This window comes from Streptomyces sp. NPDC040718, assembly GCF_055593565.1.
In genome coordinates this window covers 524029-548862 of sequence record NZ_JBVIXO010000002.1, presented here as the reverse complement: position 1 = coordinate 548862, position 24834 = coordinate 524029, and the positions used below count along the sequence as shown (strand labels likewise).

The window sequence follows — 24834 nt, the reverse complement described above, 5'->3', positions numbered from 1 at the left end:
CTCCCGTGACATGCCGGTAGTCGTGGTCAGGGAGGAAGCTCGTCGTGAGCAGCAGGCCATCCCGAGGCGCTGCTCGCCTCGCAGCAATACTCGACGCGCTCCCGGACGCGCTGTTGCTCGTCAACGCCAACGGCACGGTCGTCAACGCCAATTCGATCGCCCTCGAAGTCATGGAGAGCCCCGGTACCGGGCTCGTCGGCCGCGGGGTGCTCGACCTCCTGCCGGAGTTCGACTCCAAGCAGATCCCCGGTTCGATGCGCCGCCCCGGCGACCGCGAAGAGGGCCGCTCCCGGCCGAAGCGGATGACCGCGCGCCGGACCGACGGCAGCGAGTTCCCCGTCGAGGTCACCAGCGCCCACCTCGACGGCCGTGACGCCTACCGCGAGCCCCAGCCGTACACGGGCGACGAACTGCTGATGCTCGTCGTCCGGGACCTCTCCGAGACCGTGGACACCGAGGCCGAGCTGGCCCGCTCCCAGCGGCAGACCGAGATGATCCTGCGCGCCGCCGCCGAGGGCGTCGTGGGCACGGACACCGAGGGCCGCGTCGTCCTCGTCAATCCGGCCGCCGCGCAGATCCTCGGGTACCGCGCCACCGATCTCGGCAACCGTGAGCTGCACGGACTGATCCAGCACTCGCGCGCCGACGGCTCGCCCTTCCCCTTCGACGAGTCCCCGCTCGCCGACACCCTGCGCAGCGGGCGCAAGCACCGGGTCCGCGGCCAGGTGCTGTGGAACAAGGCCGGCCAGTCCGTCGCCGTCGACCTGACCACCTCACCCGTACGGGACGGCGAGCTGCTCGTCGGCGCGGTGATGACCTTCACCGACCGGCGCCAGTACGACGCCCTCGCCGCGCGCCACGCCCAGCTGCTGGCCGTCCTCGGGGACTCCCTGCGCGGCCCTCTGGAGGAGCTGCGCGGGGAGCTGGCCACGCTGGCCGCCGACGACGGGGGCCAGCTGTGGCCCGAGGCCAACCAGCTGCTGCACCATCTCGCCGCCGGCTACTCGCGGATGACGACCCTCGTGGACAACGTGCTGGAGTACCAGCGCCTGGACGCGGGCAGCGACAAGCTCAAGAAGAAGAACGTCCTGATCAACACGGTCGTCGCGGCGGGTGTCGACGGCGCCGTCGACCTGATCGGCCCCGGACGGGTGCAGTTCGCCGTCCACGCCCCGACCATCGAAGCCGAGGTGGACGAGGGCCGCATCGCGGCCGCCCTCGCGCACCTGATCGCAGACGTCGCCGGGGTGGACGCCACCGGCAAGACCGCCCAGGGCAGCGGGTACGGTGACTCCACGATCGTGGTGGCCGCGGCCCAGCGCGGCGATGTCGTACGCATCGAGGTGCGCGGCCCCTACGACGGCGGCGACCCGGTGCACGAGCCGATCGTGCGGGGCATCGTCACCGCGCACGGCGGGGTCCTGCAGACGGTCGAGGTGCCCGGTGCGCCCGGCGGGGCGTACGTGCTGGAGCTGCCGCTGGGTTCGGGCGCCGGGACCGTGACCCTGCCGGAGCCGGAGGAGCAGCCCGCGCCGGAACCCGAGGCCGCCCCCGCGACGGTCTCCGGCGGCCGGCGGGGCCGGCGCGGGGTGGACGCCTTCCTGGAGGACGAGGCCGCCGGGCCGAAGGCCCCCGGGGCGCGCGAGGGCGGGGGCGCGCTGGCGCTGCCGTCCGGACGCCGCAGGGCTGAGGGCGAGGCCGCCGCGCCCGGTCCGGCGGAACTGGCCCAGTCCCCGGTGAACCCGGCGGGGCTCGGTACCGGGCGCCGACGGGGCCGCGACGGTGACGACGCCCCGTACGACCGGCCCGTACCGCCGCAGGGCACCGCCATGCCCGCGCTGCCGCCCGTGCCGTCGGTGCCCCCGGTTCCGGTGACCGAGCACCCGGCGGGCCGCCGCAGGGCGCTAGGGCCGGCCGGGGCGGCCGCGCAGCCCGCCGGCCCGGTGCCGGCGGCCGGGCTCCCGGCGCCGGCCGCGCCCCGGCCCGTCGCCCCCGAGGGCGGATTCGCCCTGCCCGCCGGGCCCGCCGCGGGTTCCGGTTCCGCCGAGGCCGACTCCGATGGCCCGGGCGGACGCCGGGGCCGGCGGGTGCTCGGCGCGCCTGCGGACCCCGAGCCGCCGCACCCCGCGGACGGTGCGGAACCCGCGCTCCCGACCGGGCGGCGCCGTGCGCTGCCCGCGACCCCCGCCTGGCCGGTGCCCGCCGCCCGCACGGCCCCTGAAGACGGCGAGACTGCCGGGCAGCCCTCCGTCCCCGGTGCCCGCCGGCCCGGCGAGGCCCCGGCGGCTGCGGGGCAGCCGATCAGCGTGCGCGCTCTGGGGACCCTGGGCCAAGGCATCGCCGTGGACCCGGGCGCCGCGGGCGCGGAGGGTTCCGGTTCCGGCCGGCGCCGTCGGCTCTCCGAACCCGTGCCCCAGGGGCGGGCCTTCGCCATAGGGGCCCCCGAGGCGGGCGCGGCCGAAGGCCCGGAGCCGCTGGACGGCCCCGGGGGAGCGGTCGAGGTGGTCAACCGGCCCGTGCCGCAGCCCGTGGACGACGAGTTGCCTCCGGAGCCGCTGGACAACCCGCGCCGACTCCTGGTGTGGCCGGCGCCGGACGCGCAGACCCAGCAGGCGCTGAGCGACCGCGGCTACCGCCCGGTGATCGTGCACTCTCGCGAGGAGGTGGACGCGCAGATCGCCGCGTTCCCCGCCGCGCTGTTCGTCGACCCGCTGACCGGGCCGATCACCCGGACCGCCCTGCAGTCCCTGCGCCAGGCCGCGGTGGCCGCGGAGGTTCCCGTACTGGTGACGGCCGGGCTGGGGCACGCCACGCGCGAGGCGGCGTACGGTGCCGATCCGGCCGTCCTGCTCAAGGCGCTCGCGGCGCGCGACAGCGAGCAGCACCCGTCCCGGGTCCTGCTGATCGAGGAGCACGACGAGATCGCCACCGCGCTGACCGCCGCGCTGGAGCGGCGCGGCCTCCAGGTCGCCCGGGCGGGCGCGGACACCGACGCCGTGGAGCTGGCGAGCCGGATGCGGCCCAACCTGGTGGTCATGGACCTGATGCAGGTCCGCCGCCGACGGGCCGGGATCGTGGACTGGCTGCGCGCGAACGGGCTGCTGAACCGCACTCCGCTGGTCGTCTACACGACCGCCGGGATCGTTCCCGCCGACCTGCCGCGGCTGGCCTCGGGCGAGAGCGTGCTGTTCCTCGCCGAGCGGGCCACCACGGCCGATGTGCAGGGCCGCATCGTGGACTTGCTGGCCAAGATCGGGACCAACTAGCGATCCTGGGCCCCATGGCCATCACCGACACGTCCGAGCACACCGTTCCCGCCGACAACGGGGAGGTCAACCTCCTCATCGCCCGGCAGGTGGAGCCCGGCCACGAGGAGACCTTCGAGGCCTGGGCCCACGGGATCCTGGAGACGGCCGCCGCCTTCCCCGGGCACCTCGGGTACGGGCTGTTCCGGCCCGCCACCGAGGGCGGCCCGTGGTTCCTGGTGCACCGCTTCCGCGACCAGACGGCCTTCCAGCGCTGGCAGGACTCCCCCGAGCGGGCCCAGTGGTTCTCGAACTGCCTGGGCCACCACCACACCGAGATAGCCCGGCGTGAACTGCACGGGATGGAGACCTGGTTCGCCAAGCCGGGTACGACCCGGCCCGCGCCGCCGCGCTGGAAGATGGCGATCAGCTCGGGGCTGGCCATCTTCCCGATCTCGCTCGCGGGCAACGCGCTGCTCGGGCCGTACCTGGTGGACCTGCACTTCGTGGTGCGGACGGCCGCCTTCGCGGTCGTCTTCAGCACCCTGATGACCTACGTGGCCATGCCCGCCGTCAGCAGGCTGCTGCGGCCATGGCTCACGCGCGGGTGACGCCCCTAGGCGAGGGTGGTGACCTCCAGCTGGCCGTCCGCGTACTGCTTGCGGATCACCTTCTTGTCGAACTTGCCGACGCTGGTCTTCGGCACGGCCTCGACGACCGTCCAGCGCTCCGGGAGCTGCCACTTGGCGATGGACTCGCCGAGGAAGGCGCGCAGGCCCGCGTAGTCCACGGTGGCGCCGTCCTTGAGGACGACCGTGGCCAGGGGGCGTTCGCCCCACTTCTCGTCCGGTACGGCGACGACCGCCGCTTCGGCCACCTCGGGGTGGGCCATCAGGGCGTTCTCCAGGTCGACGCTCGAAATCCACTCGCCCCCGGACTTGATGACGTCCTTGGCCCGGTCGGTGAGGGTGAGGAAGCCGTCAGGGCTGATCACGCCGACGTCCCCGGTCTTGAGCCAGCCGTCCGCGCTGAACTTGTCCTCGGGACGCAGGGCTTCGCCGGACGCTCCGTTGTAGTAGGAGGCCGCGATCCAGTTCCCTCGGACCTCCAGCTCGCCCGCCGACTCCCCGTCCCACGGCAGGACGTCGCCGGCGGGGCCGATGAGGCGGGCCTCGACGCCTGCCGGGAAACGGCCCTGGGTGACCCGGTACGGCCACTCCTCCTGGGCGGTCAGACCGGCCGGCGGGTGGGCCATGGTGCCCAGCGGGGAGGTCTCCGTCATGCCCCACGCGTGGCAGAGGCGGACGCCGAGCTTGTCGTAGGCCTCCATCAGGGAGGGCGGGCATGCCGCGCCGCCGATGGTGACCTGCTTCATCGAGGTCAGGTCGCGCGGCTTCGCGGTGACCTCGGCGAGCAGGCCCTGCCAGATGGTGGGGACGGCCGCGGCGTGCGTGGGCTTCTCCTGCTCGATCATCTCGGCGAGCGGGGCCGGCTGGAGGAACCGGTCCGGCATCAGCATGTTGATGCCGGTCATGAAGGTGGCGTGCGGCAGGCCCCAGGCGTTCACGTGGAACTGGGGCACCACGACCAGGCTGGTGTCGTGGTCGGTGAGGCCCATCGACTCGGTCATGTTGACCTGCATGGAGTGCAGGTAGATCGAGCGGTGGGAGTAGACGACGCCCTTGGGGTCCCCGGTGGTGCCGGAGGTGTAGCACATGGCCGCGGCCTGGCGCTCGTCCAGCTCGGGCCAGTCGTAGCGCTCGGGACGGCCTTCGAGGAGCTCCTCGTACTCGTGGACCTGCACGTCCGTGCCTTCGAGGACGGAGCGGTCGCCTATGCCCGCGACCACGACGTGCTCGACCGTCGGCAGGTGCGGCAGCAGCGGCGCCAGCAGCGGCAGCAGGGTGCCGTTCACCAGCACGACCCGGTCCGCGGCGTGGTTGACGATGAAGACCAGCTGCTCGGGAGGCAGACGCAGGTTGAGCGTGTGCAGGACCGCGCCCATGGACGGGATCGCGAAGTACGCCTCGACGTGCTCGGAGTTGTTCCACATGAGGGTCGCGACACGTTCGTCCTGCTGGACCCCGAGCTCGTCGCGCAGCGCGTGTGCGAGCTGCGCGCTGCGGACGCCGATCTCGGCGAAACTGCGCCGATGCGGCTCGGCCTCGCCGGTCCAGGTCGTGACCTGGGACTTCCCGTGAATCGTCGACCCGTGGGCCAGGATCCGCGAGATCAGCAGCGGTACATCCTGCATGGTGCTCAGCAAAGCGTCCTCCCGGTGAGCGCTGCGGCGCTGCGGCGGCTGTCGGATGCTGCCGATTCTGCGCACGTACCGGTCGGCATGTCACTACCCGGGAGTAGAAACAGGCTGGCCAATCACTGTCCGGAGCCGTTCCATGGCCGATGTTTCACGTGAAACACGCAGGCCGCCACCGGAGGAGCAGGGGCCGGCCTTCAGCGCACCGGGGTGAGTTCGGGGTCCTCTCGCAGCTTGACCAGCGCCCGGGAGACGGCGCTCTTGACCGTGCCGACCGAGACTCCGAGCAGCTCGGCGGTCTGCGCCTCGCTCATGTCCTCGTAGTAGCGCAGGACGACCATGGCCCGCTGCCGGTCGGGCAGCCGGGTGACCGCGCGCCACATCGCGTCGCGCAGCGCCTGTGCCTCCGCGGGGTCCGTTCCCGCCGGGGTCTCGCTCTCCGGGATCTCGTCGCAGACGAACTCGTCGACCTTGCGCTTGCGCCACTGGGAGGTGCGGGTGTTGACCAGGGCCCGCCGGACGTAGCCGTCGAGGGCCCGGTGGTCCTCGATGCGGTCCCAGGCCACGTAGGTCTTCGTCAGGGCCGTCTGGAGCAGGTCCTCGGCGTCGCAGGGGTTGGCGGTCAGGGAGCGCGCGGTGCGCAGGAGGACGGTGCCACGGGTCCGGACGTACGCCGAGAACGACGGGTACTGCGTCGGATTCGAGGCGAGCGTGCACACAGGCGTGGTCATGGCTCCACGCTAGAAGCGGCGCGCCCGTCTGGGATCGGCCCCAGGTGCCGGAGCAGGGTCCCTCTCAGGTTGTACGGCCGGGCCGCGCCCCACCTCCTGAAGGTGGAGGGCGCGGCCGGCCACTGGGACCGGAGTCAGAGACCGGCCCCCAGGATCAGGCCGGAGGTCGGCACCCCCGTACCGGCCGTGACCAGCACGTGCTCCGCTCCGGGGAGCTGGTTGACGGAGGTGCCGCGCACCTGGCGGACGGCTTCGGCGATGCCGTTCATGCCGTGCAGGTACGCCTCTCCGAGCTGGCCCCCGTGCGTGTTGAGGGGGAGAGCCCCGGCCGCCGTGAAGTCCGCGGCCTCCCCCGGGCCGCAGAAGCCGAACGCCTCCAGCTGCATGAGGACGAACGGGGTGAAGTGGTCGTAGAGGATGCCCACGTCGATGTCCGAGGGCCGCAGTCCGCTGGTGCGCCACAGCTGGCGGGCGACCACGTCCATCTCCGGGAGGCCCGTGAGGTCGTCCCGGTAGAAGGAGGTCATCGCTTCCTGGCGGCGGCCGGCGCCCTGCGCGGCAGCGGTGATCACGGCGGGCTTCTGCCGCAGGTCCCTGGCCCGCTCTGCCGTGGTGACGACGAGGGCCTGACCGCCGTCGGTCTCCTGGCAGCAGTCCAGCAGCCGCAGCGGCTCGACGATCCAGCGCGAGGCGGCGTGGTCGGCGAGGGTGATGGGCTTGCCGTGGAAGTACGCGGCGGGGTTGTTCGCGGCGTACTTGCGGCCGGTGACGGCGACGTGGCCGAAGGCCTCGGGGGTCAGGTTGTAGGCGTGCAGGTAGCGCTGGGCGGCCATGGCCACCCAGGACGCGGGCGTGAGCAGCCCCCAGGGCAGGGACCAGCCGAGGGCGGCGCCCTCCGCGGAGGGTTCGCGCTGCTGGACCCCGGAGCCGAAGCGGCGGCCTGAGCGTTCGTTGAAGGCGCGGTAGCAGACCACGACCTCGGCGACCCCGGCGGCGACGGCGAGGGCGGCCTGCTGGACCGTGGCGCAGGCCGCGCCGCCGCCGTAGTGGATGCGGGAGAAGAAGGACAGCTCCCCGATGCCGGCCGCCTGGGCCACGGTGATCTCGGGGCTGGTGTCCATGGTGAAGGTGACCATGCCGTCGACGTCGGCGGGGGTGAGCCCCGCGTCGTCGAGGGCGGCGTGCACCGCCTCGACGGCGAGCTTCAGCTCGCTGCGGCCTGAGTCCTTGGAGAAGTCGGTCGCGCCGATGCCGGCGATGGCGGCCCGGCCGCCGAGGCCGTCGCGCGTGCGGACGCTCATGCCGCGGCCCCCAGGGTGACGGTCACGGTGCCCGTGACGTGGTGGCCGAGACGGTTGGTGCCGACGACCTCTATTTCGGCGGTGTTCCCGTCGACGGCGGTGACCGTGCCCGTGAGGGTCATCGTGTCGCCCGGGTAATTGGGGGCGCCGAGGCGGATCGCGACCTTCCGCAGCACCGCGCGCGGGCCGAGGTGGTCGGTGATGTACCGGCCGACGAGGCCGTTGGTGGTCAGGATGTTCATGAAGACGTCCGGGGAGCCCTTCGCGCGGGCGAGCTCCGCGTCGTGGTGCACGTCCTGGTAGTCGCGGGAGGCGATCGCCCCCGCCACGATCAGGGTGCGGGTGACCGGGATCTCCAGCGGCGGCAGCGCGTCGCCGACGTTCATGCGTGTTCCCCCTCTTCTTCCCCCTCGGATATGAGGGCGCCCAGTTCGGCCAGCAGCTCGCTGCCGCAGCCCAGGTAGGCGTCCAACTGGCGGCCCCACAGGAAGTGCCGGTGGACCGGGTGGTCCAGGTCCGCGCCCGTCCCGCCGTGCAGGTGCTGGCCCGCGTGGACGACCCGCTTGCCCGCTTCGGAGGCCCACCAGGCCGCCGTGAGCGCGTGGTCGCGGGCGGGGAGTCCCTCGTCGGCGCGCCAGGCCGCCTCGTACGCGGTGACCCGGATCGCCTCCGTGTCCATGTACGCGTCGGCCGCGCGGAGCATGACGCCCTGGTTCGTGGACAGCGGCCGGCCGAACTGCTCGCGGGTGGAGGTGTACTCCACGGCCCGGGCCAGCGAGCCCGCGCAGACCCCTGCCTGGAGTCCGGCGAATGCGGTGCGGGCGGCGCCGAGCACCTGGTCGTAGGCCTCCGGGCCGCCGAGCCGCTCCGCCGGCGCCCCGTCCAGGGTCAGGCTCCCCGAGGCCCAGGGCGCGGTGGTCTCCACCGGCCGGACGGCGGCTCCGGGCACGTCGGCCCGTACGAGCCACAGGGCCCGGGCGGTGTCGGGGACCAGCATGTGCGTGGCGTCGCGCAGCCAGGGAACGGCGGGGGCGGTGCCTGTGAGGCGGCCGTCGGGCGTGGCGGTGAACCGGCCGCGCTCGGGGAAGGCGCCGGTGGCCACGGCCTCGCCGGAGCCGAAGGCGGGCAGCAGTCGGGCGCGCTGCTCGGGGCTGCCGTGCGCGGCCACCGGCAGGACCCCGTACGCGCAGGTGGCGGCGTACGGGACCTGCGCGGTGGTGCGGCCCTGCTCCTCCAGCAGCAGGACCAGGCCGAGCAGGCCGACGTCCTCGACGGCGGCGGTCAGTCCGGCGGAGGTCAGGGCCTTCCAGAGCTCGGCGTCGCTTCCGGTGCCGGCGGCGGCGAGGCGTTCGTGGGTGGCCAGGTCGCGGAAGATCCGCGCGGCGAGGCCGGCCGCGGCGGCCTGTTCCTCGGTGGGGTGGAAGTCCATGTCAGCCCGCCTCCCCTCGGAAGACGGGGAGTTCGAGGGTGTCGTCGACGCGCAGGAACTCCAGCCGGACGGGCATGCCGATGCGGACCTTGTCGTAGGGGACTCCGGTGATGTTGCCGATGATCCGGACGCCCTCGGCCAGCTCGACCAGGGCCACCGCGTAGGGGCCCCCCGCGGCAGCGGGATCCTCGTGCGCGGTGAAGGCGGGGAAGCGCGGGTGGTGCATGACGACGTACGAGAAGACCGTGCCGGCGCCGCTCGCGCCGACGGTGTCCCAGTCGGGGGAGGAGCAGGCGTTGCAGCCGGGCAGCCAGGGGAAGCGCAGGGTCGCGCAGGCCGTGCAGCGCTGGATCAGCAGCCTGTGTTCGCGGACCCCGTCCCAGAACCCCTGGTTGTCGCGGTTGATCACCGGGCGCGGTCGGGGAGGGGCCTGCGGGGCGGGATCCGGCCGGGCAGCGGGGGCGTACTTCAGGATGCGGAAGCGGTGGGTGCCGGCGAGTTCGCCGTTCGCCCGGACGTCCATGCGGGTGGTGACGAAGTGCCCGGTGCCCAGTTTGGTCGTCTTGCGCGGCGAGACCGATTCGATCACGGCGTCGAAGCTGATCCCGTCGCCCGGGCTCAGAGGACGCAGGTACTCCTGCTCGCAGTCGGTGGCGACCACGGAGGTGCAGCCAGCGCCGTCGAGGAGCTCGAACAGTTCGTCGTAGGCGGAGGAACGGTCGGTGTGGCCGGAGAGGCCGCCCATCGTCCAGGCCTGGAGCATGGTGGGCGGGGCTATGGCGTCCGGTCCGGTGTAGGCGGGGTTGGTGTCGCCCATCGCCTCGCACCAGTGGCGGATCATCGGCTCGTTGACGGCGTCCTTGGCCCGGCCCGCGGTGGCTGCGGGCCGCCCCTCGAAGGCCTTGAGCCTCTCGTGGAACGGGTCGCTCTCCCCGGCGGTCATCGCTTCCTCCCCTTCATTCCGAGCCGCATCATGGCGACGATCTCCCGTTGGACCTCGCTGACCCCGCCGCCGAAGGTGTTGATCTGGGCGGCCCGGTTCATCCGCTCCAGCTCGCCGCCGGCGAAGGCGTCCGGACCGCGTACGAGGGCCTCCTCGCCCACCGCCTCCTGGCAGATCCGGTAGACCTCGACGGTGGACTCGGTGCCGAGGAACTTCACTCCGCTGGCGTCACCGGGGGCCAGGGTGCCCGCTCCGACGTCTTGGACGAGGCGCCAGTTGAGGAGGCGTACGGCGGCCAGCCGGGCGTGGGCCTCGGCGAGCCGGGACCGCACCCAGGGGCGGTCGGCCGGGCGCTCGCCGGTGGCGGGGTCGGGGGTGCGGGCGTGACGCAGGGCCCGCTCGTAGAAGTCCTCGGCCTGCATGCCGATGGCGGCGAGGGCGACGCGTTCGTGGTTGAGCTGGTTGGTGATCAGGCCCCAGCCGCCGTGTTCGGGGCCGACGAGGTTGCCCTCGGGGACCCGGATGGCGTCGTAGTACGTAGCCGTGGTGGTCAGCCCGCCGACGGTGTCGATCGGGGTCAAGGCGAAGCCGGGGCTGTCGGTGGGCACCAGGATGATCGAGATGCCCTTGTGCTTGGGGGCATGCGGGTCGGTGCGGCAGGCCAGCCAGATCCAGTCGGCGTTCTGGGCGTTCGAGGTGAAGATCTTCTGCCCGTCGATCACCCAGTCCCCGCCGTCGCGGACGGCCCTGGTGCGCAGCGAGGCCAGGTCGGTGCCGGCCTCGGGCTCCGAGTAGCCGATGGCGAAGACCGTCTCGCCGCGGAGGATCCGGGGCAGGAAGTAGTCCTTCTGGCGCTGGGTGCCGTACTTCATGAGGGTGGGGCCGACGGTGTTGAGGGTGACCATGGAGACGGGGGCGCCGGCCCGGTAGGCCTCGTCGAAGAAGACGAACTGCTCGTCGGGGCCCCGGCCCCGGCCTCCGTACTCGACGGGCCAGCCGAGGCCGAGCAGGCCGTCGGAACCGATCCGGCGCAGCAGTGCGCGCTGGGCGGCCGGGTCCTCGGGGACCCCGTCGGGGAGCAGGTCGCGGAAGTACTCGCGCAGTTCGGCGCGCAGTCGCGCCTGGCCTTCGGACGGGGCGAGGTGCACGGCGCTGGCCTCCCGGCATCGCATCGGACGAGTGAAACTGACTGTCCGTCAGATTCACTGCCGATGTCAAGGTCGGGAGGGCGGGGGCATGGGCACGCGGAAGGGCGCCCGCACTACCGGACCCCAGCCGGTCCGGTCGTACGGGCGCCCTCATCGGTCAAGCGGTCCCGGCGGCGCCGTCTACCACCAGGGGAAGAAGTTCACCGCGACGTTGGAGTTGGCCTGGTGGATCGCCGTGTACGCCGAGCCGTTGACCTGCGCGGTGTTGTTCTGGTTCGACGCTCCGGAGCCGGTCGCCACCTGCTGCGAGGTGGAGGAGTTCCCGCTGTTGCCGCCGCCCACACCGCTGCCGACGATGCTCGCGACGCTCGCGTTCGATCCGTCGTTCGCGAAGGAGCCGTTGTCGGCCGCGGCGACCCCGCTGAAGACGGCGACGGCGAGGGGGAGCGAGGCGACGGCGGCGATGACGCGGGCGGTACGGATGCTTGCCATGTCTGATTTTCCTCCAGGAAACCGAAGTCGGGTGTACTCCAAGGCAGTTGGCCGACCGCCTCGGTCGTTCGTGCTGCTGACGACGTCGCGAGACCAGAGTTGCCCACCGAATCCCCGGCGAACCACCCCGCAGCCTGCTATTCCCCCGCAAGCATGACCAACTGCGGATAAACCCAGTTCGCGCCCCGGCCGCCCCACGCGGCTCACCCGCATCGCGCGAAGTCCCGCGCACGCACGAGGTGAATCGTTCCGCCAAACCGGCCCGCCCCGAACATGCCGAAGAGGGCCGCACCGTCCGGAAACCCCGCCGTCTCCCGGCCCTGCGGCCCTGCCGTACCAAGCTTCACGCCCCCGCACGCCCCGGACGAACACCGGTGCGACCCCCTGTGCCCCATCCCCGGGGGCACTGCGCGGCGCGCCTGCGCCGCATCCTGCCGTTCCTGCTGCTGTGGATACTGCCGTTCGTGCTGCTGTGGATGCTGCCGTGCGCGTGCTCCCGCTAGGCGGCGAGGGCGAGCCGGACCTGAACCGCACGGGGAGCGATGGGCGCTGCGGCGGGGACCGCATCGGGGGCGAGGGCCGCGGCGGTGGTCGATCGCCGGACGGACGGGGCCTTGCCGTGTGCCTCGGCCCGGATCCGCTGCTTGATCGTCGGCGGGAGCGAACCGCCCCGCATCATCGCCCGCCAGGTACGCCGCGCCACCACGGCCGGCCGGCGACGCACCGCGGGAGCCACCGGGGCGGCGACCGCCTCACCCGCGGCAACCGGAGCCGCCTTCCCACCGAGGCCGAGGGCGGCCAGGAGCGCCACGAGCGCGGCGAGGACGGAGGTCCAGATCGAGGTGAAGCTGCGGCGGGTCATGACGGGCCCCTCTTTTCGCGATGTTCCGACGGGCGGATCTGCATACATTCGTCATGATGTGGCCGCAACCGCACGACCCCCGCCACGCGCGCCGATCTTCCGACAAACACCACCCGGAAGGCCCAGGGCCCCCTCCGCCGGCCCCCCCTGCCCCTGGAACGGCGCCCACACCCAAGCAGAAGGGGCGCCCCGCGAACGGGACGCCCCTTCTGGTCAGCGCGTGCGCTGGGGTGTGGCGGTGGGTGTGGGATTTGAACCCACGGTGACTCGCGCCACGACGGTTTTCAAGACCGTTCCCTTAGGCCGCTCGGGCAACCCACCTGGCCGGTACAGAGTACCGGGATGTGGGGGTGGGTGGGGTTGGAGTTTCGGTCCGCCGGGTCAGGAGGTCTGGGCCTTGTCGTAGGCCGCCTTGGCCTCGTTGCCGAAGTAGGGGCCGAACATCGTGTTGGGCAGGAAGTTGTAGCCGAAGCTGTTCACCGAGACCTGGGTGCCGAGGCCCGTGGACTCGTTGAAGTCCTGGAACCAGGGGCCCCCGCTGGAGCCGCCCGTCATGTTGCAGGCCATGCTGTGGTCCTTGGTCAGCAGGAAGTCCTTGCCGGTGTTGGCGCTGCAGTAGACGAGCTTGGTGCCGTCGTACGGAGCCGCCGCGGGGAAGCCGAAGGAGTACATCCGCTTGTTGTAGCCGCCGTTGAACAGGATGCCCTGGGCGCCGACGACCTGGCTGAGCTTCTGGCCGTTCAGCGGGGCGACGACGGCGAGCCCCACGTCCATGTTCATGTCCTCGCTCGCCGCCCACTGGTCGGTGGCGAAGGTCTTGACCGCCGACCACTGGCCGTACGGGGCGTTGCCGTTGTCGTAGGCCGGAACGAAGATCCAGTTGGTGTGCCAGGCTCCCTGGTACTTCACGCAGTGGCCGGCCGTGATGACGGTGCTGCCGTTCTGGCTGGTGACCGAGTCGCCCGAGCAGGAGGCCGTACGGCCCTGGAAGGTGAAGAACACCCGGCCCGAGGTCTTCACTACGGCCCCGCCGGCCGTCCAGGCCCCACCCGCCTGGGGGAACGCCATGACGGAAGCGGGAGAGGTCGGAGGCACCCGGGTGGGGAGGGCCGTCTTCGCGGGCGCCGTACGCGCGCCGCCCGGGGTCGCCTCCAGGTCGAGCGGGGTGGCCTGGCGCATCCGCTCGGCGGTCCAGAAGCCGGAGGTCTGTCCCGGCCGGAACGAGGAGGGCGACTCGGCCGCCGCCGAAGGGGAGGCCGCCGTCAGGGCCCCCGCGAGCAGGGCGCCCGCGGCCAGGAGGACGGACGCCGCCGTGCGATGACGATTCACGCAGGACTCCTTCTGCCGTGCCCGTGCCGGAGCGACCCGGGCAGGGGTGGGGGTGAAGAGCTGTCGGTGCGGATCGGCTGTTCGGCTTGCGGGGGCAGAGTCGCACGGGGGCCCGGAGATGTCAGGGGGCAGCCCGGACGTTCGGTCGGTTCCGGCCAGGAAATGGCCAACTCCCCCTGTGTCTAACCGTCATGTGGTCACGAGGACGCCGGCGTAGGAGACCCCCGCCACCACCACCCAGGCCCCGAGCCCGAGCAGAGCGGCGCGCCCGCCGGTACGGGCCAGGGTCGGCAGGTGGACCGCACTGCCCAGCCCGAACAAGGCCGCCGCCAGCAGGGCCTCCTGCGCCGTGTGCGCCCAGTCCAGCGCCACTCCGGGCAGCAGCCCGGTGGCGCGCAGGGCGGCCGCCGCCAGGAACCCGGCGACGAACAGCGGCACCGGAGCCGGACGCCGTCCCGAGGAGGTGCGTACGCCGCGCCGCCGGGCCCGCATCGAGAAGGCCACCGCCGCCACCAGGGGGGCCAGCAGGGCCACCCGCATCAGCTTGACCAGCACCGCCTCGCCGAGCGCCCCGGGGCCCGCGGTCTGGGCGGTCGCCACCACCTGGCCCACGTCGTGGACGCTCGCCCCCACCCATCGCCCGAAGGCCGGATCCGAGAGGCCCAACGGGCCCTGGAAGAGCGGGAGTACCGCGATGGCCAGCGTCCCGCAGAGGGTGACCAGCGCCACCGAGGCGGCCACGTCCTCCTCGTCACTGCCGGAGACCTCGCTCACCGCACCGATGGCCGAGGCTCCGCAGATCGAGTATCCGGTGGCGATCAGCAGGGGCTGGTCCCCCGGGAGCCCGAGACGGCGGCCCAGCCACACCGTGCCGAAGAAGGTGGCCGCGACCACGGCGCAGACCATCGCCACCGTCGCCCAGCCCAGCCGGAGCACCTGGTCCAGCCCGAGGCCGAGGCCCAGCAGGACGATGCCGATCCGCATCAGCCGCCGCCCGGCCAGCGAGAGACCCGGGCGGGCGGGTCCTCGTACGACGGTCCGTACGCCGGGAAGGTGGGCCACGGCGATCCCGAGCACCACCGAGGCGGTCAGCATCGGCACACCGGGCACCAGCCTGTGCACGCCCCACGCCACCAGCGCGCCCGCGGCGGCCATCCCCAACCCGGGCCAGGGGCTGGGTGTTTCACGTGAAACATGGCGGACCGCCTCGCCCTGGGGGCGGTGGAGGAGGGCCATCAGTCGACGGGGAGCGTGTAGACGCGGCGGATGCTGCTGCCCAGGCGGGAGACGTCGGCCCCGTAGACATGGATCGATATCGCCTTGCCGGTACAGGAGTTGCGCACCTTGTGGATGTCCCCGGGCGGCGCGAAACCGCAGACCTCGCCCTGGGCATTGACCACGTCCTCGGTGGCCACCAGACGGGCGGCGCCCGCGCCGGGGGCGAGCCGGTAACGCCGCTCGCTCTCCTCGCCCTGGTGCACACCGGCCACGCACCACGAGACGTGGTCGTGGATGCAGGTCTCCTGGCCGGGCATCCAGACCAGCGCCACGACCGAGAAGCTGCCGTCGGGCTCCGCGTGCAGGATGTGCTGCCGGTAGTGCTCCGGGTCGCCCTCCTGCTGCTCCGCGCTCAGCAGATCGGCCGCGCCCAGGTGCGGGGCGAGCCGCTCGCCGACGAGGTAGGAGGTCAGGTCGGGGGCCAGGCCCCGGTCCACGACGCTGCGGATCTCGGTGACGAGGGCGGCCATCCTCGTGGTCGTACGGGCCGGCGTGGTGGTGGTCATGGAAGCAGCGTCCGTCGGCGCATCCATCACGTCCAACGACAGTTATGACCTGAAATCCCAAGCAGAGCTTATGGATCGGGGACCGCGAAGGTTTCCGGATCAGCAGCCGACGCGGTTCGACGCGACCTTCTTCAGCTCGTCCAGCACCACCGCCGTCGCCGGGATCCGCAGGTGGTCCCGGTAGACGTACGCGGCGATGTGGCGGCGGGCGGCGGGCTCCAGAACCCGCCCGCAGACCCGGCTGAGGGAGAGCGAGGGCAGCACCAGCGCGGGCATCATCGCCACGCCCAGACCCTGTGCGACCAGGCTCTGCACCACCAGGTTGTCGTCGGTCGCGAAACGGATGTCGGGTACGAAGCCCAGTTCCGCGCACTCGTGCAGCAGGTTCGCCCGGCAGCGCGGACAACCCGCGATCCACCGCTCCTCGGCGAGGTCCGCGAGGTGCACGGCCCGGCGCCGGGCCAGCGGATGGCCGGTCGGCAGCAGCACCGTGAGCTGGTCCTCCAGCAGCCTGACCTCGGCGACTTCCTCCGGGACCTCCTCGTGCAGGCCCGGGTACGTGAAGGCGAGGGTGATGTCGCACTCGCCGCGCTGGAGCCGGCGCAGGGACTCCGGCGGCTCGCCTTCCAGCAGCTCGACCTGGACGCCGGGATGGTCCTTGGCCAGGCCACTGAGGGCTTCGGGGACGAGGGTGACATTGGCGCTGGGGAATCCGCAGACCCGCACCCGCCCGGTGCGCAGCCGCGTGTACGCCTTCAGCTGGGCCTCGGCGGCGGAGAGGCTGCCGAGGATGGACTCGGCGTGCCGGGCCAGGGACTCACCGGCCTCGGTGAGCTTCATACGGCGGCCGACACGGGTGAACAGCGGTGTGCCGACGGCGCGTTCGAGCGCCTTCATCTGCTGGGTGATCGCGGGCTGGGTGTAGCCCAGGACGCGAGCGGCCGCCGAGTACGAACCCGCTGCGACCACTTCATGGAATGTCCGTATGTGCCGTGAATCGAACACGAGCGAAGCATAAGCAGATATTGGGAGGGGCCGTAGGCGGAATCCCGCCCACGGCCCCTCCCATCAAGCCACTGTCGAGCGCCCGTTCACACCGGCGCCCGCAGCCCGCCCGAGGCTACTTGTCGCCGACGCGCGAGCCGAGCGTGATGTCGACCGTGGTCGGCTTGCCCGCGCGCAGGTAGGTCAGCTTCACCGTGTCGCCCGGCTTGTAGGTCCAGATGAGGCTGATCAGGGTCGGGCCGCTGTCGACCTGCTTGCCGCCGAACTCGGTGATGATGTCACCGGGCTTGAGGCCCGCCTTGCCGGCCGGGCCGTTGGGGTCGACCAGCTCGTTGGCGGGGGCTCCCTGCTCGGAGATCTTGGCGCCGTCCGCCTTCGCCTGGAGGTCCACGGAGACGGAGATCACCGGGTAGACCGGCTTGCCCGTCTTGATCAGGGACTCCGCGACGTTCTTGGCCTGGTTGATCGGGATGGCGAAGCCGAGGCCGATGGAGCCGGCCTGGCCGCCGCCGCCGAAGCCGCCGCCTCCGCCCGCGGACTGGATGGCGGAGTTGATGCCGATGACGGCGCCGCGGCCGTCGAGCAGCGGGCCGCCGGAGTTGCCCGGGTTGATGGAGGCGTCCGTCTGCAGGGCGCTCATGTACGAGTTCTTGCCGCCGGAGCCGTCGCCGGAGGCGACGGGGCGGTTCTTGGCGCTGACGATGCCGGTGGTGACCGTGTTGGACAGGCCGAAGGGGGCGCCGATCGCGATGGTCGGGTCGCCGACCGCGACCTTCTCGGAATCGCCCAGCGGCAGCGGCTTGAGGCCCGCGGGCGGGTTCTTCAGCTTGATCACGGCGACGTCGTAGCCCTGGGCCCGGCCCATCACCTCGGCCTCGTACTTCTTGCCGTTGGAGAAGGTCGCGGAGAGCTTGCCGCCGTTCGCGGCGGAGGCCACCACGTGGTTGTTGGTGAGGATGTGGCCCTCTTGGTCGTAGACGAAGCCGGTACCGGTGCCGCCCTCGCCGTCCCCGGCCGAGGCCTCGATGGTGACGACGCTGGGCAGGGCGTTCGCGGCGAGGCCCGCGACGGAGCCGGCGTCGCGCTTGAGGTCCTTGGGGGTGTTGCCCGCGGTGATGGTGGTGGAGCCGAAGCCGCCGCCGCTGTTGCGCTCGGCCGCCCAGTAGCCGACGCCGCCGCCGACGCCGCCCGCGAGCAAGGCCGCCACCAGGACGGCCGCGACCATGCCGCCCTTGCCCTTCGGCTTGGGCGGCGGGGTTCCGTCGGTGCTGAGCGGGGCACCCCAGGCAGCACCGCCGTGGCCACCCTGGCCGCCGTACGCGGGGACCGCGGGCGGCGGCGGGGGCCAGGCCTCGGCACCGTACGCCGTCTGCGCGACGGGGGCCTGGGGCTGGGCCGGGTTCTGGACATGGGCCTGCGTCTGGTCGTAACCGTAGGCCGGGGTCGCTGCGGGCGGCGCCGCCGGGGCGGGGGGCAGCTGCTGCGTCTGCTCGGCACCCTGCGCGGGGGCCGGGGCCTGCGCGCGCCCGGCCGGGGCCTCGGGCCGGCCGGGCGCGTACCCCTGGTAGGCCGGGGCCGCGGCGGGCTCGGCCGGGGCCTTCGTCAGGTCGGGGGTGGAGGCGGCCGGCGCGGGGGGTACGGACGGGGCCGCGGGGGGCGTCGGGGCCGCGGTGCCCTCGTTCTCGGTGCTCACAGCGCTCTCTCCTCGTCACACACGGCTTACAGGCTTACACGGCTGCACAGGCTCTGACGTCTCAGCTTTTGGGCATTTCGGGCGAAACCGGCCCGACATCCACCTGGCATCGGTCCGACTGAACGTTCGAGGTGCCGTACAAGTTCCAGGACGAAGCCTTTCCCATGGCCCGTCAGGGCACTGTAAGCCGGACCTGTGCATCCACCCCCATCCTTTATATCCGACATATCAGACGCACCCGCAGGACTCACCCCGACGCGCCAGGCCTTCTCGGTGGCACCATGACCGGGTGACCCACGCATCGCCGAGCCCCATCCAGGTCGTCGCCCACCGCGGCGCCTCGGAGGACGCCCCCGAGCACACCCTGGCCGCGTACCGGAAGGCCATCGAGGACGGCGCCGACGCCCTCGAATGCGACATCCGGCTGACCGCGGACGGACACCTGGTCCTGGTCCACGACCGCCGCGTGAACCGCACCTCGAACGGCCGCGGCGCGGTCTCCGCCCTGGAGCTCGCCGACCTCGCAGCCCTCGACTTCGGCTCCTGGAAGGACCGGGAGGAGTCCCCCGACTGGGACGCGGACCCCGAGCGCACCTCCGTGCTCACCCTGGAACGGCTGCTGGAGCTGGTGTCCGACGCCGGGCGTCCCGTCCAGCTCGCGATCGAGACGAAGCACCCCACCCGCTGGGCCGGACAGGTGGAGGAGCGCCTCCTCTTCCTCCTCAAGCGCTTCGGACTGGACGCCCCGCCCGCCGGGGGCCCGCACCCGGTCCGGGTCATGAGCTTCTCAGCCCGTTCCCTGCACCGGGTCCGGGCGGCCGCACCGACGGTGCCGACCGTGTACCTGATGCAGTTCGTCTCTCCCCGGATGCGCGACGGGCGGCTGCCCGCGGGGGTCCGGATCGCCGGCCCGGCGATGCGCATCGTGCGCAACCACCCCGGCTTCATCCGCAAGCTCCAGGCCGCCGGACACTCCGTACACGTATGGACGGTGAACGCTCCCGAAGATGTTCAGCTATGCGCTGATCTGGGTGTAGAAGCGATCATCACGAACAGGCCACGTCAGGTTCTGTCACAACTCGGACGCTGACGTCCCCTTTTGCCCACCCGTCACACACGCCCCGTGCGTGACAGGGAGTGCACCGGCGCATCCGCTCCGCATCCGGCAGTCATGAATGCGTCAGGACGGCGCCAGAGGTCCTCGTCATGGCGGTTTCCGGTCCAGGCCATCGGGGCATCCAGACCATGGCGTGGGGCTAAGGAGGTTCCGGGGGTGGCGTTGGTGATGGCACAGGAAGTGCCCACGTCGTCGTGCATGGACATACGCCATGGTCCTGCGGGCGTGGGCGAGGCAAGGCAGCGGATGCGCGAACAGCTGCGCATGAGCGGCCTGTCCGAATCGGTCGTGGACGATGCCGTACTGATCCTTTCCGAACTGCTCAGCAATGCCTGCCGCCACGGCCGGCCGCTGGGCCGGCACGAGATCGGAGACGGAGAGATACGCGCCGCGTGGCGCGTCGACACCGCGGGACGGCTGACGGTCGAGGTCACGGACGGCGGCGGCCCCACCCGCCCGATCCCGGCCACGCCCTCGGTCACCGCGCACGGCGGGCGGGGGCTGAACATCATCAGCGCCCTGGCCCAGGACTGGGGTGTCCGGGACGGAGCGGCGGGTGAGGTCACCGTCTGGGTGATCGTCGCCCGGGGGCCCCGGCACGACGATTTCGCTACGCGCGTCACCGCCCCGGCGATGGACTTCGCATCGGCCTTCGACGATCTGGATCCGTGAACCGGATCCGCCTGTACGACCAGTAGCACCGGCCATCCGCACAGGCGGCCGTCCGGGAGCGCACGCCGACCGTGCTCCCGGCCGCACCCCACCGGTTCCGGCGGTACGAACGGCTAGGCTCGCGCCCAGAGACACCGCCGTACCGCCGCAACCGGGAGACACCCACGATGGCCAAGAAGCGCCCCGCCGCGAAGACCGCGAAGCCCCAGCTCGAGAACGGGGAGATCCCGGTCGTCGGCGCGCGCGAGCCCTGCCCCTGCGGTTCCGGGCGCCGCTACAAGGCCTGCCACGGCGCGGCCGCCTCGCACGCCGCCACCGAGCACGTGCAGCGCCCGTTCGAGGGACTGCCGGGTGAGTGCGACTGGGTGGCGCTGCGCGAGCTCGTCCCCGCGGCCACGATCCCGCTGACCCTCAAGGGCGGTCTGCCCGAGGGCGTCCCGTCCGTCACCCTGGTGACCGTACTGCCCATGGCCTGGCCGGCCCTGCGGCGCGAGGACGGCTCGGTCCTGCTCGGCCTCCAGAACGAGTCGACCACCGGCGACCTGGCCCGCGACATGGCCGACACCCTGGAGCGCGCGCTCGCCGCCGAGCCGGGCACTCCGGTCCCGGCCCGACGGGTGCCGGCCGAGGGTCCGCGACTTCAGGATCTCCTCGACCTGGACGGCGTTTTCGAGCCGGTTGTGCACACGGGGTTCGAATTCTGGATTCCGGAGGCGGAAAACGCCCAGAACGCCTCCCCGGAGATCGCCGCCTCGCTGGAACGCGCCAACGCCGCCGCCATCCCGACCGTCAAGCTGACGGGCGTGGACGCGGCCTACTGGTGCGAGACCCCGGACAAGAACCACCTGCGCTGGGTCATGCCGCACCCCGAGGAGACGCTGCTCGACGCCCTCGCCCGGCTGCACGCGGCGGGCACGTCCTCCCTCGGCGAGGGCACCAAGCTCGTCGGTTCCTTCCGCGCCCACGGCCTCGTCGTCCCCGTCTGGGACCTGCCGACCGGGGTCTCCGCGGAGGACGTGGAGAAGCCCGCCGCCGAGTTCGCGGAGCGCCTGGCAGCCGCCCTGTCCGCCGACGCGCCGCTGACCGCCGAGGAGCGCCGCGCGCGCGGCGGGCTCACCAACCGCCAGATCACGCTCAGCTGACGGACGGGCACGCGCGGGTCCGGTGACTGGGGTCACAACTCCCGCTAATCGCCTGCAAATCGATGTCTGAATATCAGAGATCGAATTTGCGAACAGGCGATCTCTTGTTACCGTTCTTGTAGCCCGGTCGCTGGTGCATCCCCCGTCGCCAGCGACCGGGCCCTTGTCTTTCCGGTGGCGCTCAACCTTCGGACGGGCCCGGTGAGTTGCTCCCGGACCGCAACAGCAGTCGCCCTTCCTCATCCGGAACTGCAAACTCCGCTACGGCCGAGTAGTCCTCCGGCGCTGCCACCGAATCGCCCCGCGGCGTCTCGCACAACCCCGGCTCGTCCCCCGCGCCCACCGCACAGCGGATCTGCACCGTCCGCCCGGCCGGCCCCATCACGGTCAGTACGGCGTCCAGCGCGCGCCCACTGGTGTTGCGGTAGTAGCTGCGGCCCCAGGTCTGTCCCGCGCTCTCCAGGACGCACGTCTGCGCCTCCAGCCCTTGCGGAGCGGAAAGTTCGGGCCCGCACCGGGAGTCGGTACGCGGCTGTTCGACAGGCCCCGGCCGCGCGGGCGCCGCGGCGGGCCGCGTCCCGTCCGGCGCACCGGAAGCGCGGGAAAGGCCCAGCGAGGAGAGCAGCCCCCCGCCTTTTCCGTCACCCTGACCGGCGAAATCCGGCCCGGCGATCGCTCCGGCCAGGGGAAGCGACAAGATGATCAGCACGCCGGCGCCGATACCGATCAGGCGGAGATTCATTCGCCGAAGATAGCGACGCGGGAATGGGGCACGGAGATCCCCGCGCCCAATTCCCTTGGAAACCCGTCGCGCTGGCACCCGTACGAGTGATGCGGCGGCCCGCTGCCGCCGGCTGACGTTCAGTACGCGAGCCGACTGCCGCCGCCGGGCGCGCCGCTGCTCGCCTCGACGAGCGCGTCCACGACCGCCTCGACCTCCGGCAGCCACAGACCCTCGGGTCCGGGCCCGGCCGCGGGCTCCCGCTCCCAGCGGACCTGCCCGCCGCCGCCGGCCGTGGACGGTGGCAGCAGCAGGTAGCCACCCTCGCCGTGGAAGCGCAGCGAGGAGGGCACGTGGTCCTTCGCGTAGAGGAGTTCGCCGAGCCGCTCCAGCGAGTACGGAGCCACCAGCAGGGACCACCGGGTGGGTGTGGCGACGACCGGGCCGAGCCGCATGCCCTGCGCCTCCAGCCGCACGACGGCGCGCGCGGCCGCACCGGCCGGCAGGCTCACCGCGCACGGAGCCCTGCCGCCGGTGGCCAGCAGCACCGGGGCGGCGGGCCGCCGGTTCCACCACCAGGCCACCATCCGGGCGTCGGCCGTGGCGGCGAGCAGCCCGGGGTCGAAGGGATGCGCGCCGGGCACCACGCAGTCGGGGTCGGGGCAGGCGCACCGCGCACTGTCGGCGCCGACCCGGCCGACGCCCGGGAGCACGGGCCAGTTCCAGACGGTGGCGCAGGTCAGCGCCCCGTCGAGCAGGGAGGCGCCCGCCGCGCCGTCCGCACCCGCCGCGGCCGGGCGGGAGGCGGCCGCCCGCGGGAATTTCAAGCGATCGCGGAGCCGCTGGAGACGCCTTCCGAGGATCTCGCGCATGAGCGCTCGTTCCTTTCCGTTGAACGCCGAAGGGCCACATCACACCATGTAACCGGTGTTTCACCACACGTACACGTTTCGCGTCACTGTCCGCCAGAAGCAGGTTCACACGGTTCGTGCAGTTTTCTTACGGGTCCGTCAAACGTCCGGCGGGGACCCGGAGCGAGCGGTCCGGGCGACCCGCACCGGTCTCGAAACCGGCTGCCGCCGCTAAGGACGGCTACCCGCGCCGGGTGGTTCCCCGGCGGTGCGCGGGAGGGCGTCAACTGACCCCGGGCACCATCGATTACGTACCCGGCAGCCCTGGAGCGCCCCTCCAGTCGATCGCAAAAACCGTCTGCTTGGCGCTTTTTCCGGCCAAGTTTTAGCCTCGGCTGGACAGTGAGTTGCCGTCCCACGGACACCAGTATTCCCGCCTGGGCAATGCTGGACATCGATCCTCGTGTGCGTGTAGATGTGGATCCATTGATGGCGGCGCAGCACGATCTGGGGGTTTGCGATGCTATATGGCGAATCGCACCAGGTGGAAAGGCGGACGCCATGAGCGCCCCGCATCTGCCGAAAGTGGCTGGAATCGATCCAGCGGTTACAGCGTCAGCGCACACTGCGGCGCCCGCGCCCGGCTCCACCTCCGCTACATCCACGTCCACGGCCTCGCCGGGACTCTCTGCCGGCTCCGCCCGGACCGCCCCCGCCCAGGGCGCCCCGCCCGCGGCGAGCAGCGTCATCCAGGACCGGCTGGCGGGCATGGTCTCCGACCTCACCACCCTCCACGAACTCACCGAGCGCCTCGCACGGGCCGACGACCTCGACTCCTCCCTCCGGGAGTTCCTCCGCGCCGGAGCCGCCCTCGTCGGCGCGCGCCGCGGACTGGTGGTCCTGGAGCCCTCCGACGGGCTCGGCCCCGCCACCACCATCGGCCTGGGCCTCGGCCGCGCGGACCTCGGGCACATCGAGACGGTGCCGCGCAGCGCCACCTCGTACGGCCGCATCCTCGACGGACTCCCCGACGCCCACGGCGGCTCCGAGGTGCTGCCCGAGCCGGGCGCTCCGGCGGTGCCCGGGCCCGGCGGCCACGAGCCTCCCGTCGACCCCCGCCACCGGGAGGTCGCGGCCCGGCTCGGTTACGCCGCGAGCTACGCGCTCCCGGTGACCGCCGATGCCACGGGCCGGCTCGGCGCCGCCGTCTGGCTGTACGACGAACAGGCCGAACCGAGCGACCGCCAGCGCGACCTGGTCGGGCTGTACGTCCGGCACGCCGCCGAGCACCTGGCCCGGATGGTGGAGGTCACGCGCTCGCGCGACCGGCTGGCCACCATCGCCGAGGAGCTGCTGCCCAGCCGGCTGCCCCGGATCCCCGGGGTCCAGCTCGCCGCCCGGCACCGTACGGGGCCGCGCGGCGGCGGCGACTGGTACGACGCGCTGCCGCTGCCCGAGGGCGCCATGGGGCTGGCCGTCGGATCGGTCACCGGCTCCGGCCCGAGCGCGGTCGCCGCGATGGGGCGGCTGCGGGCCTCGCTGCGCGCGTACGCCGTGATGGAGGGGGAGGACCCCGTCGCGGTCCTGTCCGACCTGGAACTGCTGCTGCGCCTGACCGAGCCCGCGCGCTCGGCGACCGCGCTCTTCGCGTACTGCGAGCCCGCCGCCCGCAAGATCGTCCTGGCCGGCGCGGGGCACACCCCGCCGCTGCTCATCGGCGAGCGCCGGACCGAGTACGTGGAGACCTCGCTCTCCGCCCCGCTGGGGATGCTGGCGTGCTGGGAGGCACCGAGCGTGGAGATCGAGCCCGCGCCCGGAGAAACGGTGCTTCTCTACACCGACGGGCTGCTGCGCCGTACCGGCGACTCCATGGACCGGGCCTACGCCCGCCTGCACGCGGCCGCCGCGGGGGTTCCGCGCGGCGCGCGGGAGGACCCGGCGGCCATCTGCGACCACATCCTGAAGACGGTGCTCCCGGAGGAGGGCCCCGGCGCGGCCGAGGACGAGTCCGAGGACGTCGTACTGCTCGCGGCCCGGTTCGACTGAGGCCCGCCCCCTGCGCCACCGCGGAAGCCTGCGCCCGGTTTGACTGATATGTCACAGGTCGAGCCG

The 24834-nt window shown here is 72.6% G+C and carries 22 protein-coding genes and 1 tRNA gene; 6 read left to right on the top strand and 17 right to left on the bottom strand.

Annotated elements, in window-relative coordinates; all coding sequences use genetic code 11:
* Window positions 1–44: 44 nt before the first annotated feature.
* Both ACZ597_RS07950 and ACZ597_RS07945 read left to right on the top strand, forming a co-directional pair.
* The gene (locus ACZ597_RS07950; RefSeq protein ID WP_471326428.1) at window positions 45–3266 is read left to right on the top strand and encodes a PAS domain-containing protein; all 3222 of its coding nucleotides are present in this window, start codon (window positions 45–47) and stop codon (window positions 3264–3266) included.
* A gap of 14 nt (window positions 3267–3280) precedes the next feature.
* A complete protein-coding gene (locus ACZ597_RS07945; protein ID WP_471326426.1) occupies window positions 3281–3856 on the top strand; it encodes an antibiotic biosynthesis monooxygenase in 576 nt (191 codons plus the stop codon).
* Window positions 3857–3861: 5 nt separating this feature from the next.
* Here ACZ597_RS07945 and ACZ597_RS07940 read toward each other — a convergent pair whose 3' ends face one another.
* From ACZ597_RS07940 to ACZ597_RS07870, 15 genes are all read right to left on the bottom strand, one after another.
* On the bottom strand, window positions 3862–5511 hold the full coding sequence (locus tag ACZ597_RS07940) for a long-chain fatty acid--CoA ligase (RefSeq protein WP_471326423.1): 1650 nt from the start codon (window positions 5509–5511) through the stop codon (window positions 3862–3864).
* A 188-nt stretch (window positions 5512–5699) separates the two neighbouring features.
* On the bottom strand, window positions 5700–6233 hold the full coding sequence (locus tag ACZ597_RS07935; protein ID WP_471326420.1) for a SigE family RNA polymerase sigma factor: 534 nt from the start codon (window positions 6231–6233) through the stop codon (window positions 5700–5702).
* 134 nt (window positions 6234–6367) lie between these two features.
* Window positions 6368–7534: a lipid-transfer protein gene (locus ACZ597_RS07930; protein ID WP_471326417.1), complete on the bottom strand. Its 1167-nt coding sequence runs from the start codon at window positions 7532–7534 to the stop codon at window positions 6368–6370.
* Window positions 7531–7920, bottom strand: coding sequence for a MaoC family dehydratase (locus ACZ597_RS07925; RefSeq protein ID WP_471326414.1), 390 nt, complete (start codon window positions 7918–7920; stop codon window positions 7531–7533). Before ACZ597_RS07925 ends, ACZ597_RS07930 begins: the two co-directional genes overlap by 4 nt.
* Window positions 7917–8963 (bottom strand): acyl-CoA dehydrogenase family protein, encoded by a 1047-nt coding sequence (locus ACZ597_RS07920; RefSeq protein WP_471326411.1) that lies wholly within the window; start codon window positions 8961–8963, stop codon window positions 7917–7919. Before ACZ597_RS07920 ends, ACZ597_RS07925 begins: the two co-directional genes overlap by 4 nt.
* 1 nt (window position 8964) lies before the next feature.
* Window positions 8965–9906, bottom strand: coding sequence for a bifunctional MaoC family dehydratase N-terminal/OB-fold nucleic acid binding domain-containing protein (locus ACZ597_RS07915; RefSeq protein WP_471326407.1), 942 nt, complete (start codon window positions 9904–9906; stop codon window positions 8965–8967).
* Complete coding sequence (locus ACZ597_RS07910; protein ID WP_471326808.1) at window positions 9903–11054, bottom strand: acyl-CoA dehydrogenase family protein; 1152 nt, start codon at window positions 11052–11054, stop codon at window positions 9903–9905. The genes ACZ597_RS07915 and ACZ597_RS07910 overlap by 4 nt, the downstream gene beginning before the upstream one ends.
* 180 nt (window positions 11055–11234) lie before the next feature.
* Complete coding sequence (locus ACZ597_RS07905; RefSeq protein WP_471326405.1) at window positions 11235–11546, bottom strand: hypothetical protein; 312 nt, start codon at window positions 11544–11546, stop codon at window positions 11235–11237.
* Window positions 11547–12045: 499 nt separating this feature from the next.
* A complete protein-coding gene (locus tag ACZ597_RS07900; RefSeq protein WP_471326402.1) occupies window positions 12046–12408 on the bottom strand; it encodes a DUF6344 domain-containing protein in 363 nt (120 codons plus the stop codon).
* 233 nt (window positions 12409–12641) lie between these two features.
* A tRNA-Ser gene (locus tag ACZ597_RS07895) sits at window positions 12642–12729 on the bottom strand.
* Window positions 12730–12789: 60 nt separating this feature from the next.
* Window positions 12790–13737 carry a trypsin-like serine peptidase gene (locus ACZ597_RS07890; RefSeq protein ID WP_471326399.1) on the bottom strand — a complete coding sequence of 316 codons (948 nt, stop codon included), beginning with the start codon at window positions 13735–13737 and terminating at the stop codon, window positions 12790–12792.
* A gap of 189 nt (window positions 13738–13926) precedes the next feature.
* Window positions 13927–14973: a YeiH family protein gene (locus tag ACZ597_RS07885; protein ID WP_471326396.1), complete on the bottom strand. Its 1047-nt coding sequence runs from the start codon at window positions 14971–14973 to the stop codon at window positions 13927–13929.
* Window positions 14973–15521, bottom strand: coding sequence for a cysteine dioxygenase family protein (locus tag ACZ597_RS07880; RefSeq protein WP_471326394.1), 549 nt, complete (start codon window positions 15519–15521; stop codon window positions 14973–14975). The genes ACZ597_RS07885 and ACZ597_RS07880 overlap by 1 nt, the downstream gene beginning before the upstream one ends.
* 99 nt (window positions 15522–15620) lie before the next feature.
* Window positions 15621–16526 carry a LysR family transcriptional regulator gene (locus tag ACZ597_RS07875; protein WP_471326390.1) on the bottom strand — a complete coding sequence of 302 codons (906 nt, stop codon included), beginning with the start codon at window positions 16524–16526 and terminating at the stop codon, window positions 15621–15623.
* Window positions 16527–16641: 115 nt separating this feature from the next.
* On the bottom strand, window positions 16642–18219 hold the full coding sequence (locus ACZ597_RS07870; protein ID WP_471326387.1) for a S1C family serine protease: 1578 nt from the start codon (window positions 18217–18219) through the stop codon (window positions 16642–16644).
* A gap of 289 nt (window positions 18220–18508) precedes the next feature.
* Between ACZ597_RS07870 and ACZ597_RS07865 the strand changes: the two genes are divergently transcribed.
* From ACZ597_RS07865 to ACZ597_RS07855, 3 genes are all read left to right on the top strand, one after another.
* Window positions 18509–19309: a glycerophosphodiester phosphodiesterase gene (locus ACZ597_RS07865; RefSeq protein ID WP_471326384.1), complete on the top strand. Its 801-nt coding sequence runs from the start codon at window positions 18509–18511 to the stop codon at window positions 19307–19309.
* 81 nt (window positions 19310–19390) lie between these two features.
* Window positions 19391–20008, top strand: a complete 618-nt coding sequence (locus tag ACZ597_RS07860) for an ATP-binding protein (protein ID WP_471326806.1) — start codon at window positions 19391–19393, stop codon at window positions 20006–20008.
* 167 nt (window positions 20009–20175) lie between these two features.
* The gene (locus tag ACZ597_RS07855) at window positions 20176–21150 is read left to right on the top strand and encodes a DUF5926 family protein (protein ID WP_471326382.1); all 975 of its coding nucleotides are present in this window, start codon (window positions 20176–20178) and stop codon (window positions 21148–21150) included.
* 181 nt (window positions 21151–21331) lie between these two features.
* Here ACZ597_RS07855 and ACZ597_RS07850 read toward each other — a convergent pair whose 3' ends face one another.
* Window positions 21332–21892: a hypothetical protein gene (locus ACZ597_RS07850; RefSeq protein WP_471326379.1), complete on the bottom strand. Its 561-nt coding sequence runs from the start codon at window positions 21890–21892 to the stop codon at window positions 21332–21334.
* A gap of 119 nt (window positions 21893–22011) precedes the next feature.
* Entirely contained in the window at window positions 22012–22743 is a 732-nt protein-coding gene (locus ACZ597_RS07845; protein WP_471326376.1) for a bifunctional DNA primase/polymerase, read from the bottom strand.
* 423 nt (window positions 22744–23166) lie between these two features.
* On the opposite strand from ACZ597_RS07845, the gene ACZ597_RS07840 reads away from it, so the two are divergent.
* A complete protein-coding gene (locus ACZ597_RS07840) occupies window positions 23167–24768 on the top strand; it encodes a PP2C family protein-serine/threonine phosphatase (protein WP_471326373.1) in 1602 nt (533 codons plus the stop codon).
* Window positions 24769–24834: the final 66 nt, after the last annotated feature.

Excerpts from the sequence above, each read along its gene's own strand:
- ACZ597_RS07945 (WP_471326426.1), top strand. The coding sequence starts at position 3,281 with ATGGCCATCACCGACACGTCCGAGCACACCGTTCCCGCCGACAACGGG.
- ACZ597_RS07935 (WP_471326420.1), bottom strand. The coding sequence starts at position 6,233 with ATGACCACGCCTGTGTGCACGCTCGCCTCGAATCCGACGCAGTACCCG.
- ACZ597_RS07930 (WP_471326417.1), bottom strand. The coding sequence starts at position 7,534 with ATGAGCGTCCGCACGCGCGACGGCCTCGGCGGCCGGGCCGCCATCGCC.
- ACZ597_RS07925 (WP_471326414.1), bottom strand. The coding sequence starts at position 7,920 with ATGAACGTCGGCGACGCGCTGCCGCCGCTGGAGATCCCGGTCACCCGC.
- ACZ597_RS07920 (WP_471326411.1), bottom strand. The coding sequence starts at position 8,963 with ATGGACTTCCACCCCACCGAGGAACAGGCCGCCGCGGCCGGCCTCGCC.
- ACZ597_RS07915 (WP_471326407.1), bottom strand. The coding sequence starts at position 9,906 with ATGACCGCCGGGGAGAGCGACCCGTTCCACGAGAGGCTCAAGGCCTTC.
- ACZ597_RS07905 (WP_471326405.1), bottom strand. The coding sequence starts at position 11,546 with ATGGCAAGCATCCGTACCGCCCGCGTCATCGCCGCCGTCGCCTCGCTC.
- ACZ597_RS07900 (WP_471326402.1), bottom strand. The coding sequence starts at position 12,408 with ATGACCCGCCGCAGCTTCACCTCGATCTGGACCTCCGTCCTCGCCGCG.
- ACZ597_RS07885 (WP_471326396.1), bottom strand. The coding sequence starts at position 14,973 with ATGGCCCTCCTCCACCGCCCCCAGGGCGAGGCGGTCCGCCATGTTTCA.
- ACZ597_RS07880 (WP_471326394.1), bottom strand. The coding sequence starts at position 15,521 with ATGACCACCACCACGCCGGCCCGTACGACCACGAGGATGGCCGCCCTC.
- ACZ597_RS07860 (WP_471326806.1), top strand. The coding sequence starts at position 19,391 with ATGAATGCGTCAGGACGGCGCCAGAGGTCCTCGTCATGGCGGTTTCCG.
- ACZ597_RS07855 (WP_471326382.1), top strand. The coding sequence starts at position 20,176 with ATGGCCAAGAAGCGCCCCGCCGCGAAGACCGCGAAGCCCCAGCTCGAG.
- ACZ597_RS07850 (WP_471326379.1), bottom strand. The coding sequence starts at position 21,892 with ATGAATCTCCGCCTGATCGGTATCGGCGCCGGCGTGCTGATCATCTTG.
- ACZ597_RS07845 (WP_471326376.1), bottom strand. The coding sequence starts at position 22,743 with ATGCGCGAGATCCTCGGAAGGCGTCTCCAGCGGCTCCGCGATCGCTTG.
- ACZ597_RS07840 (WP_471326373.1), top strand. The coding sequence starts at position 23,167 with ATGCTGGACATCGATCCTCGTGTGCGTGTAGATGTGGATCCATTGATG.